The 10,466-nt window shown below is 69.1% G+C and carries 11 protein-coding genes; 8 read left to right on the forward strand and 3 right to left on the reverse strand.

What is annotated here, in order from left to right:
- Positions 1-733: 733 nt before the first annotated feature.
- From Q0112_RS12050 to Q0112_RS12085, 8 genes are all read left to right on the forward strand, one after another.
- Entirely contained in the window at positions 734-1,747 is a 1,014-nt protein-coding gene (locus Q0112_RS12050) for an NAD(+)/NADH kinase (protein WP_297975655.1), read from the forward strand.
- 19 nt (positions 1,748-1,766) lie between these two features.
- Positions 1,767-2,747 (forward strand): thiamine pyrophosphate-dependent dehydrogenase E1 component subunit alpha, encoded by a 981-nt coding sequence (locus Q0112_RS12055; protein WP_297975657.1) that lies wholly within the window; start codon positions 1,767-1,769, stop codon positions 2,745-2,747.
- 15 nt (positions 2,748-2,762) lie between these two features.
- On the forward strand, positions 2,763-3,770 hold the full coding sequence (locus tag Q0112_RS12060; RefSeq protein WP_297975659.1) for an alpha-ketoacid dehydrogenase subunit beta: 1,008 nt from the start codon (positions 2,763-2,765) through the stop codon (positions 3,768-3,770).
- Between the two features lie 3 nt (positions 3,771-3,773).
- Positions 3,774-4,877 (forward strand): acetoin dehydrogenase dihydrolipoyllysine-residue acetyltransferase subunit, encoded by a 1,104-nt coding sequence (locus Q0112_RS12065; protein ID WP_297975661.1) that lies wholly within the window; start codon positions 3,774-3,776, stop codon positions 4,875-4,877.
- Positions 4,878-4,932: 55 nt separating this feature from the next.
- The gene (locus Q0112_RS12070; protein ID WP_297975662.1) at positions 4,933-5,721 is read left to right on the forward strand and encodes an SDR family NAD(P)-dependent oxidoreductase; all 789 of its coding nucleotides are present in this window, start codon (positions 4,933-4,935) and stop codon (positions 5,719-5,721) included.
- Positions 5,721-6,053, forward strand: coding sequence for a carboxymuconolactone decarboxylase family protein (locus Q0112_RS12075; RefSeq protein WP_297975664.1), 333 nt, complete (start codon positions 5,721-5,723; stop codon positions 6,051-6,053). Before Q0112_RS12070 ends, Q0112_RS12075 begins: the two co-directional genes overlap by 1 nt.
- Positions 6,054-6,101: 48 nt before the next feature.
- Positions 6,102-7,136 (forward strand): 2,3-butanediol dehydrogenase, encoded by a 1,035-nt coding sequence (locus Q0112_RS12080; RefSeq protein ID WP_297975666.1) that lies wholly within the window; start codon positions 6,102-6,104, stop codon positions 7,134-7,136.
- 77 nt (positions 7,137-7,213) lie between these two features.
- The gene (locus Q0112_RS12085) at positions 7,214-9,079 is read left to right on the forward strand and encodes a sigma-54-dependent Fis family transcriptional regulator (protein ID WP_297975668.1); all 1,866 of its coding nucleotides are present in this window, start codon (positions 7,214-7,216) and stop codon (positions 9,077-9,079) included.
- A 70-nt stretch (positions 9,080-9,149) separates the two neighbouring features.
- Here the strand turns inward: Q0112_RS12085 and Q0112_RS12090 are convergent, their stop codons facing one another.
- The 3 genes from Q0112_RS12090 to Q0112_RS12100 form a co-directional block, all read right to left on the reverse strand.
- Positions 9,150-9,290 carry a hypothetical protein gene (locus Q0112_RS12090; RefSeq protein ID WP_297975670.1) on the reverse strand — a complete coding sequence of 47 codons (141 nt, stop codon included), beginning with the start codon at positions 9,288-9,290 and terminating at the stop codon, positions 9,150-9,152.
- The gene (locus Q0112_RS12095; protein ID WP_297975671.1) at positions 9,287-9,955 is read right to left on the reverse strand and encodes a D-Ala-D-Ala carboxypeptidase family metallohydrolase; all 669 of its coding nucleotides are present in this window, start codon (positions 9,953-9,955) and stop codon (positions 9,287-9,289) included. The genes Q0112_RS12090 and Q0112_RS12095 overlap by 4 nt, the downstream gene beginning before the upstream one ends.
- Before the next feature lie 70 nt (positions 9,956-10,025).
- Positions 10,026-10,313: a DUF6127 family protein gene (locus Q0112_RS12100; RefSeq protein ID WP_297975673.1), complete on the reverse strand. Its 288-nt coding sequence runs from the start codon at positions 10,311-10,313 to the stop codon at positions 10,026-10,028.
- Positions 10,314-10,466 lie beyond the last annotated feature (153 nt).

The following is a 10,466-nucleotide window of genomic DNA, read 5'->3' on the forward strand; positions in this document are numbered from 1 at the left end:
ATGTTATGCTGGCTGGGGAACCTGGATTCGAACCAGGACTAACGGAGTCAGAGTCGCTACGCACCCTTTGAATTCATTGGATAAAAGGGCAGAAAATCCGCCGCAAGTCTGCGGCAGTCGCCCGCGACCTTGCATCCGGCATGGGCGCTGGGCGCGCATTCGCAAGGAGCTCGCTTAAACACGGCATCGGGGCACATCGCCTTCCAGAAACCGCAGGATCAAGCGCACTTCTCAGGTGGCCCGGCCTCATGATGTCGCGGCCTAGATCCTCTCCACGACCTGTGCCGTCGCGAACTGATGCAGCATGTGGCCGACACCGGGGAGGCTGGTGAGCCGGGCCTGGGGAACCTGACGCGCCAGCGCGGGCAATTGCAGTTCAAGGCCAAGGTGACATCCGCCTCGCCGTGGACGATCTCGACCGGCATCGTGAGGCGCGGGTAGGCGGGCATCAATGGCCGCAGCTCCTTCTTCAGGGAGACGAGCTGTCGGGCGTTCTCGCGCACATTAGACCACCCGTTCGGATTTGAACAATGGCGCGAGCCGGGCGGCGAAGTCCCCGTGTCTTGCCCAGCCTCCGAAGAAGACCATCGCGCCACCGCGACGCAGCGCGAGAACAATGGGCTGTCGCGCGACAGTGTTGCAGGCGGTGCGACACCCGCCCGGGAAATCTTCCGCGAATACAGCGCCGAAGCGATGGCATGGGCCTTGCTTCCATGTCATCGGGAGGAATGGAATGGTCAAGGTCGGCATCATCGCCAATCCGATTTCGGCGCGCGACATCCGGCGGGTGATCTCGTACGCGGGCAACCTGCCCATCAACGATCGCGCCAACATCGTGCTGCGCATGATGGCCGGGCTGGCGACCTCGGGCGTCGAGGAAGTGGTGGTCATGCCGGAGCACGGCGGCATCCGCTTCCAACTCGAACGCAACGTCCAGCGCGAGCAGCGGCTCGGCCACGTGAACTTCCCGCGCATGCGCTACCTGGACATGCCGGTTACGGCCACGCCGGCGGACAGCGCCCGCGCCGCCCGCATGATGGCGGAGGAAGGCGTGGCGGCAATCGTTGTCCTGGGCGGCGACGGTACCAATCGCGTCGTCGTCGGCGCCTGCGGGCCGGTCCCGGTGGCCGGGGTCTCGACCGGGACGAACAACGCCTTCCCCGAACTGCGCGAGCCCACGATCACCGGCTTGGCCGTGGGGCTGGCCGCGACCGGGCAGGTGCCGGCGGCCGAGGCGCTGCGCCCGAACAAGTGGCTCGAGGTGATGCTGAACGACCGGCGCGAGATCGCGCTCGTCGATGTCGCCGTCGTCGAGGACCGTTTCGTCGGCGCCCGCGCGATCTGGAAGGCCGCGGGGTTCCGCGACCTCTTCGTGACCTTCGGCCTGCCGCAGGCGATCGGCATGTCGGCGATCGCCGGGCTCAGCGATCCGGTGGACCGCGCCACGCCCGAGGGTCGCCATATCTGCCTGTCGCCCGACGCGCCGCGCCAGCTGCTCGCCCCGATCGCGCCGGGGCTGATCGACCGCGTGGGCATCGTGGGGACCGACCGCATGATGCCGGGGGTCGCCCACCATCCCTCGGTCGCCGCCGGCTCGCTCGCCTTCGACGGCGAGCGAGAGCTGACCTTCACCGACGGGGACCGGGTTTCGGTAAGGCTCGTGCCCGACGCCTTCCGCACCATCGACGTGCCCGCCTGCATGGCGCATGCGGCGTCGGCCGGGCTGTTTGTCCGCAACCCAGACTGAAGCAACCAGGGAGGAGTCCATGTCCAATCCGTTTCCGCTGTCCAAGGAGCGGCTGCTCGAAGCCTATCGCCTGATGCGCACCATCCGCGACTTCGAGGAGCGGCTGCACGTCGATTTCGCGCGGGGCGAAATCCCCGGATTCGTCCACCTCTACGCCGGCGAGGAAGCGACGGCGGTCGGCGTCATGATGCACCTGCACGACCGCGACCGCATCGCCTCGACCCACCGCGGCCACGGCCATTGCATCGCCAAGGGCGTCGATCCGAAGGCGATGATGGCCGAGATCTATGGCAAGGCGAGCGGCTGCTGCGCCGGCAAGGGCGGGTCGATGCACATCGCCGACCTCAGCCGCGGCATGATGGGCGCGAACGGCATCCTCGGCGCCGGGGCGCCGCTCGTCTGCGGCGCGGCGCTGGCGGCGCAGAAGCTCGGCCATGACGGGGTCGGGATCACGTTCTTCGGCGACGGCGCCTCGAACCAGGGCACGATCCTCGAGAGCATGAACCTCGCCGCGATCTGGAGCCTGCCGGTGATCTTCGTTGTGGAGAACAACGGCTATGCCGAGTCGACCTCGGTCGACTACGCCACCGCCGTCGACAACTACGTCGACCGCGCCGCCGGCTTCGGCATGCCAGGCGTCACCGTGGACGGGCTCGACTTCTTCGCCGTCTACGAGGCCGCGGGCGAGGTGATCAAGCGCGCCCGCGAAGGCGCCGGCCCGACGCTGCTGGAATGCAAGAACGTCCGCTTCTTCGGCCATTTCGAGGGCGACGCGCAGCTCTACAAGGCGCCGGGCGAAAACGACTACAATCGCGAGCACAACGACTGCCTGAAGCTGTTCCGCCAGAAGGTGACCGAGGCGGGCGTGATCTCGGCCGCCGAACTCGACGCCATCGACGCCGAGGTGGCCGCGTTGATCGACGAGTCCGTGGTCGCGGCGCTGGCCGCGCCGCAGCCCGGTCCCGAGCAGCTCACCACCGACGTCTACGTGTCCTACTGAGGGGGAGGGAACATCATGGCACGCGTGATCAGTATGAAGGACGCGGTGAACGAGGCGCTGGATCAGGAGATGACCCGCGACCCGACCGTGATCATGTTGGGCGAGGACATCGTCGGCGGCACCGGCGCCAAGGGCGAGGACGACGCCTGGGGCGGGGTGCTGGGCGTCAGCAAGGGGCTCTACGCCAAGCATCCGAAGCAGATGATCGACACGCCCCTGTCGGAAAGCGCCTACGTGGGCGCGGCGGTCGGCGCGGCGACCGCGGGGCTGCGGCCGGTGGCCGAGCTGATGTTCGTCGATTTCGTCGGGGTCTGTCTCGACCAGCTCCTGAACCAGGCGGCGAAGTTCCGCTACATGTTCGGCGGCAAGGCCGAGACCCCGGTTGTCATCCGCGCCATGTGCGGCGCCGGCTTCCAGGCGGCGGCGCAGCACAGCCAGATGCTGACCCCGTTGCTCGCGCACATCCCCGGCCTCAAGGTCGTCTGCCCGTCGAACCCCTATGACTGCAAGGGGCTGCTGATCCAGTCGATCCGCGACAACGACCCGGTGATCTTCCTCGAGCACAAGAACCTCTACGCCAGCACCGGCGACGTTCCAGAGGAGCCCTACGCCATCCCGTTTGGCGAGGCGAACATCGTGCGCGAGGGGGACGACGCGACCATCGTGACTTATGGCCAGATGGTCGGGCGCTCACTCGAGGCGGCCGACATGCTGAAGAAGGACGGGATCGAGGTCGAGGTGATCGACCTGCGCACCCTCTCGCCCATCGACATGGATACGGTGCTCGAGAGCGTCGAGAACACCGGCCGGCTGGTCTGCGTCGACGAGGCGAGCCCGCGTTGCTCCATCGCCTGCGACATCGCCGCGAACGTGGCGCAGGACGCCTTCGGTTCGCTGAAGTCGGCGATCCAGATGGTGACGCCGCCGCATGCGCCGGTGCCGTTCTCGGCGGCGCTGGAGGCGCTCTACATCCCCTCGGCCGCGCAGATCGCCCATGCCGTCCGCAAGACGATGGAGGACTGAGCCATGGCGGAGATCACCCCGATCCTCATGCCGAAATGGGGCCTCTCGATGCGCGAGGGCAAGCTCGCGGTCTGGCACGTGGCCGAGGGCGCGACCATCGCCCCCGGCGACGAGATCATGGACGTCGAGACCGACAAGATCGCCAATGCCGTCGAGGCAGCCGACGGCGGCCTGCTGCGCCGCCGCGTGGGCGTCGAGGGCGAGACCTATCCGGTGCGCGCGCTCCTGGCCGTGATGGCGCCGGAGAGCGTGTCGGACGCCGAGATCGACGCCTACGTCGCGGCCTACGAGGCCCCGGCAGCGGCGGGCGACGAGGGCGAGGAGGGGCCGAGCTACGAATTCGCCGACCTGCCCGCCGGCCGCATCCGCTATGCGGCGCGCCCCGGCGACGGCACGCCGCTGATCCTGATCCACGGCTTCGGCGGCGACCTCGACAACTGGCTCTTCAACATCGACGCGCTCGCGGAGGGCGGCCCGGTCTATGCGCTTGACCTGCCCGGTCATGGCCAGTCGGTGAAGTCGGCGCGCCCGGCCGGGCTCGACCTGATGGTCGACACGGTGATCGCCTTCATGGATCACCTGAAGCTCGACAAGGCGCATCTCGCCGGGCACTCGATGGGCGGCCTCGTAGCGGGAACGGTCGCCGCCAGGAACCCCGCCCGGATCGCCTCGGTCACGCTGATCTGCCCGGCGGGGCTCGGGGCCGAGATCAATTCGGGTTACATCGACGGCTTCGTCAAGGCCACCGGCCGCAAGGATCTGAAGCCGGCCCTGATGCACCTGTTCAAGGATCAGTCGCTCGTCAGCCGCTCGATGGTCGACGACCTCCTGAAGTACAAGCGCCTCGACGGCGTGCAGGACTTCCTGACCGAGCTGGCCGGGAACCTGTTCGCGAACGGCGCGCAGGCGCGGCAGGTGGCCGAGGCGCTCGCGGCGTCCGGCGTGCCGGCGCAGGTGATCTGGGGCGAGGCGGACGCCATCATCCCTGCCGCCCACGCCGGCAACCTGAAGGGCGCGGCGACCCATCTCATCCCCGATGCCGGGCACATGGTGCAGATGGAGAAGTCGGCGGAAGTGAACCGCCTCGTGCGCGACTTCGTCGCCTGAAACGCAGGGCCGCCCCCGCTCCGTGGGGCGGCCTTTCAATATTGGGGAAACGACCATGAGCAATTCCGTCGAAGGCCGCTCGATCATCGTCACCGGCTCGGGCCGGGGAATCGGGCGCTCGATCGCCGAGGGCCTGGCGGCGGCCGGCGCCAGGGTGGTGATCGCCGACATCGACGCCGCGACCGCCGAGGCGACCGCGGCCGAGATCCGGTCGTCCGGCGCGCAGGCTATCGGCTTCGCCGCCAACGTCACCGACAGGGCGAGCACGCGCGCGCTGATCGCCCGCGCAGTGGCCGAATACGGCCGGCTCGACGCGATGTTCAACAACGCCGGCATCGCGCAGGTGAAGCCCTTCAACGATATCACGGAGGACGACTGGCACCGCGTCATGGACGTGAACGCCATGGGTGTTCTGATCGGCACTCAGGAGGCGTCGAAGCAATTCATCGCGCAGGGCGGCGGCGGCAAGATCATCAACACCGCCTCGATCGCCGGCAAGCAGGGCTACGAGCCCCTGGCGCACTACTCGGCCAGCAAGTTCGCCGTCGTGGCGCTGACCCAGGCCGCCGCCCGCGCCTTCGGCAAGCATCGGATCAACGTCAACGCCATCTGCCCCGGTGTCGTCGCCACCGACATGTGGAAGCTGATCGACAAGGGCTTCAAGGACGAGGGCCTGACCCAGCGCGACAACGAGGCCTTCGAGGGCTTCTCCGCCGACATCCTGCTCGGCCGCGCCTCGCGCCCCGACGATCTGGTGGGGGTGTCGATCTTCCTCGCCTCGGAGGGATCGGACTACATGACCGGCCAGAGCCTGCTGGTCGACGGCGGCATGGTGCTGATCTGATGGCCGGCGCCAAGGAGAAGCTTGCGGCGATGAACGCCCGCGCGATGGCGCTCTACAAGGCGGACGGCAAGACGATGACCGCTTTCCGCGGGCTGATGCAGGCCGCCAATCGCGAGGGCAAGGTCAGCCACGCGATGAAGGAGATGATCGCCACGGCCGTCGCCGTCGGACGCGGCTGCGAGGATTGCATCGTCTTCCACACCAGCGAGGCGAAGGCGCACGGCGCCACGCGCGAGGAGTTTCTCGAAGTCCTCGCCGTCGCCATCGAGATGTCCGGCGGGCCGGGCACGGTCTATGCCGCCAAGGCCCTCGCGGCCTTCGACGAACTGTGAGGTCTCACGATGAAAGCTCTGCGTTTCCATGCGAAAAAGGATCTGCGGGTGGAGGACATTCCGCAGCCTCCGCAGCCCGATCCCGGTCAGGTGCTGGTCCGCAACCGCTTCGTCGGCATCTGCGGCACCGACCTGCATGAGTATGCCTCGGGCCCGATCTTCATCCCGACCGAGCCGCATCCCTATTCGGGCGCGCGCTTCCCGCAGGTGCTGGGACACGAATTCGGCGGCGAGGTCGTCGCCGTGGGCGAGGGTGTGACCAAGGTCGCCGTCGGCGACCGCGTGGCCATCCAGCCGCTGGTCATGCCGCGGGACGGCGAGCATTTCGCGGAACGCGGCTGGCACAACCTGTCGGGCAGCCTCGCGCTGGTCGGACTGAGCTGGATATCGGGCGGGATGGCCGAGATGGCGCTGCTGAACGACTACAACGTCGAAAGGATCCCGGACGAGATGTCCGACGAGGAGGCGGCCTTGGTCGAGCCGACTGCCGTCTGCGTCTATGCCTGCGACCGGGGCCGGATCACCGCCGGTGACTCGGTCCTGGTGACCGGCGCCGGCCCGATCGGCATCCTTGCGCTCCTGACCGCGCGAGCCTTCGGGGCGACGCGGCTGTTCGTCTCGGACGTGAACGACACGCGGCTGAAGCTGGCCGCGGAGGTCGTGCCGGGGGTCGTCACCATCAACGCCGCGCGCGAGGATGTGGGCGCGGTCGTGCGCGCCGGCACGCAGGGCGGCGTCGGCTGCGACGTGGCGCTGGAATGCGTCGGCAACGAACGCGCGTTGCAGTCCTGCCTCGACGCGATCCGCAAGCAGGGGGTGATCGTCCAGACCGGATTGCACCCGGGCAAGGGCAGCGTGGATTTCTTCCAGCTGACCTTCAAGGACGCCGAGATTCGTGGTTCCTGGTGCTATCCGACCCATAGCTGGCCGCGCACGATCGAGCTGATCGCCTCGGGCGCGATCCCGGCCCTGAAGGTGGTGACCAAGCGCATCGGGCTCGACCGCGCCGTGGCCGACGGCTTCGACGCGCTCCTCGATCCCGCCGGCGCGCAGCTCAAGATCCTGATCGACCTCGCCCGCTGAACCCGCGCAGCCCGCGAGTTTTCCACCCCGGCGCGGCGTGGCCGTGCTATCGTCGTGCCGGACGCCGGGAGGAGCCGATGCGCGGCAATCAGGACACCGAGGCGCATGTCCTCGAGATCGTTCGCGCGGCCGAAGGGGAGGCCTCGCGCCGCGACGCGGACGTTCTGGCGTCGTGGCGGCGCTGCATGAACGAGCACCAGCTCGATCCGTCGCGGCGCCTTAGCCCTCGCCTCGTGACCGAGGGCGAGTTGCGCCAGCATCGCCAGGAGTCGGAAGACCTGCTCGGCATGGCCCGGCACGGGATGGAGGATCTCTATCGCCGGGTCAACGCCATGGGCTATGTCCTGTTGCTGTCCAACGCGCGGGGCGTGACCGTCGACGCGATCGGCGACGCCCAGCTCGACCGCGAGCTGCGCCACGCCGGACTGATCTCCGGCTCCGATTGGGACGAACGCCACGTCGGCACCAACGGCGTGGGCGCCTGCCTCGCGACGGGGCAGGCCATCACCGTGCATCGCAGCGACCATTTCGACCTGGCGCTGACGCCGCTCTCCTGCACCGCCGTGCCGCTCCACGACACCCAGGGCGCGTTGATGGGCGTGCTCGACCTGTCGCACCTGCAGGCGCCTGCCGACAAGATCAGCCAGGCCCTGACGCTCGAAGTGATGAAGTCCTGCGCCCGGCGGATCGAGATGGCCAATCTGGGGCGCAGCCATCGTGGCGACTGGATCCTGCGGCTGAACCACTCGCCCGAATTCCTGGACGTCGACCCGATGGCGGCCGTCGCCATAGACGCGGGCGGCCGCATCAGCGGCATGACCCACAACGCCCGCAAGATCCTCGGCGTCGAGCCCATCGGCCGCCGCTTCGAGGACGTCTTCGCCTGCGAGGTCGAGAAGCTGCCCGAATTCTCCCGGGCGCTGGCGCCGGTCGACGGCCTGCTCGAGACGCAGCGCGGCGGCATAATCTTCGCCCGCGCCGTGCCGCCGGCCGCGCGGCCGCGCCCGACGGTTGAGAACCGGCCGCCCGCGCCGCTGGGCGCCGTCCATGGCGGCGACCCGGCGATGGAGCGGCTCGCCGTGCGCGCGGCCAAGGGGGTGGACCGCCAGATCAGCGTCATCCTGCGCGGCGAGACCGGCACCGGCAAGGAGTTCATCGCGCGCGCCATGCATCGCTCCTCGCGCCGGCGCGGGCCCTTCGTCGCCATCAACTGCGCCGCGCTGCCGGAGACGCTGATCGAGAGCGAGCTCTTCGGCCATGCGCCGAACGCCTTCACCGGGGCGCATGCCCGCGGCAAGAAGGGCCTGATCCGCGAGGCGCACGGCGGCACGCTGTTCCTCGACGAGATCGGCGACATGCCGCTCGGGTTGCAGGCACGGCTCCTGCGCGTGCTTTCGGAGCGCGAGGTGCTGCCGGTCGGCGCCAGCCGCGCCGAGCCGGTGGACATCCGCGTCATTTCGGCCTCACACCGCGACCTGGCCGGGCTGGTCGCCCATGGCCGCTTCCGGCAGGATCTCTACTACCGGCTGAACGGGCTGGTGCTCGACGTGCCGCCCGTGCGCGAGCGGGCCGATCTCGAATGGCTGATCGGTCGCATCGCCGGCAGGGTGGAGGGAAGGGTCGACTTCTCGCAGGCGGCGATGCGGCTCCTGCTGGCGCATGACTGGCCGGGCAACGTGCGGGAGATTATCAATGTCTGCGAGCTCTGCGCGGCGCTCTGCGACGGCGGGCCGGTGGAGCCCGACGACCTGCCGCGCGAGATCGCCAGCCCGGCGCCTCGAACCGATCGGGCCGGAGAACGGGCTCTGGTGCAGTTGCTGAGACAATGCGAGGGCAACGTCTCGGCCGCAGCCCGCATGGCGGGAATCGATCGTTCGACATTTTACCGGCGGCTGCATCGCGCGGGCATTGACGGCCGTCTGTCCGACCCTGGCGCCCGGTAGCCCCGCGCTTTCGCGATAGATCACCCGTTGCGGACCGAGGGGCGCGGATCCGCGAACGGGTCAGGATGGGTCAGGATGCGGCCTTGCTGCCATCGACCGCGCGCTTCTTCGCGAGGTTGACCGGATCGCCGTCGGCTGCCGGCGCGGAACGGTTAGCGGTCACCCCCCCCTCGCGGACGGCCTCGAGCTGGGCCAGAAGGCCGGCAATCACCGCCGGCCCCGCTTCCAGTCGTCGAGGCGCGCGTAGATCGCGACGGCGATGCCGCCGAGCGCCACGGCGATGAAGAGCCACCGCAGGGTGTCGAGGTAGGGTACCAGCGGCAGCACCGCGTCTTGCGTGTCGGCGATCACCTGCTGCGCAACCTCGACGCCGGCGGCGCCAACCGTGGCGACCCCGGCCGCACCGCCACCCTTCAGCGTCCGGCTTTCCGCCAGCACCTCGCGCGCCGGCGGCGTCTCGGCCGCGAAGGCGGTCGCCCGCTTCGGGAAGCGCTCGCCCCAGCTGCGCGCCGGACCGAGGTCGATGTGCATGAAGCCCGATCGCGAGTAGAAGCCGAAGCCGCGGAAGCCGGCCGCCCGCGCGGCCTCTTCGAACGCCTCCGGATCGTGGTTCGTCATGGCGACGTCGAAGGCGATCCCCTCCATGTGCTTCGAGGCCTTCGCGCCGCCGACGGCACGGTTGTGCTCCGGGCTCCGGTAGGCCGAGCGGATGATCAGCGGCTTTCCCAGCCGGTCGCGGAGGGCCTGCAGCCTGTCGAGGGCCGCCTCGTCCACGAGCAGCTTGCCGGTGCCGCGGCAGGCGATCTCGGCCGGCGAGAAGTTCGGCCAGCGCCAGGCGGCCGCCGGCACGCCGCGCCAGTGATCGTAGAAGGTCATGGATGTCTCCAGAAACAAGAAAGCCCGCCGAATGGCGGGCCGGGATGGATGCGAAGTGAGGTTGGTCAGGTCACGGGCTCGGGCCGAACCACCTGAGCTTCATGGCGATCCCGGCGAGAAGCGCGACCAGGATGCCGGTGGTGATGACGTGCACCGCGGTCTGCACCGCGGTGCGCCGCACGAAGCTGATGCACTCGAGCAGCGAGCGCATGTCGTGGATCGTCAGCACGGCGTCCTTGCCGCCGAGGCCTACGTCGGAGAGCGCCCGGCGCGCGCCTTCCTCGGCGGCGCGCTCCAGCATCGCTTCAAGATCGTGATCGGAGAGGCGCAGGGCCGCGTCGTGACGAGGTGGGGTCATGGCGTCATCCTCTTTAGGTAGATGGCCGGGCGGGCGTGAGCCCGGCTCGGTCGATGGCCCCCCATGGGTCGGATCAGTAATCGGTCTCGAGGTAGACGCCGGCGCAGTCGAAGGCGACGGCGGTCGCCGTGGCGCCGTTGTTCATGAAGAGCC

This window comes from uncultured Amaricoccus sp. (genome assembly GCF_937858865.1).
GTDB lineage: Bacteria > Pseudomonadota > Alphaproteobacteria > Rhodobacterales > Rhodobacteraceae > Amaricoccus.

Coding starts and splice junctions, on each gene's coding strand:
- Q0112_RS12050 (WP_297975655.1), top strand. CDS start 734: ATGGTCAAGGTCGGCATCATCGCCAATCCGATTTCGGCGCGCGACATC.
- Q0112_RS12055 (WP_297975657.1), top strand. CDS start 1,767: ATGTCCAATCCGTTTCCGCTGTCCAAGGAGCGGCTGCTCGAAGCCTAT.
- Q0112_RS12060 (WP_297975659.1), top strand. CDS start 2,763: ATGGCACGCGTGATCAGTATGAAGGACGCGGTGAACGAGGCGCTGGAT.
- Q0112_RS12065 (WP_297975661.1), top strand. CDS start 3,774: ATGGCGGAGATCACCCCGATCCTCATGCCGAAATGGGGCCTCTCGATG.
- Q0112_RS12070 (WP_297975662.1), top strand. CDS start 4,933: ATGAGCAATTCCGTCGAAGGCCGCTCGATCATCGTCACCGGCTCGGGC.
- Q0112_RS12075 (WP_297975664.1), top strand. CDS start 5,721: ATGGCCGGCGCCAAGGAGAAGCTTGCGGCGATGAACGCCCGCGCGATG.
- Q0112_RS12085 (WP_297975668.1), top strand. CDS start 7,214: ATGCGCGGCAATCAGGACACCGAGGCGCATGTCCTCGAGATCGTTCGC.
- Q0112_RS12095 (WP_297975671.1), bottom strand. CDS start 9,955: ATGACCTTCTACGATCACTGGCGCGGCGTGCCGGCGGCCGCCTGGCGC.
- Q0112_RS12100 (WP_297975673.1), bottom strand. CDS start 10,313: ATGACCCCACCTCGTCACGACGCGGCCCTGCGCCTCTCCGATCACGAT.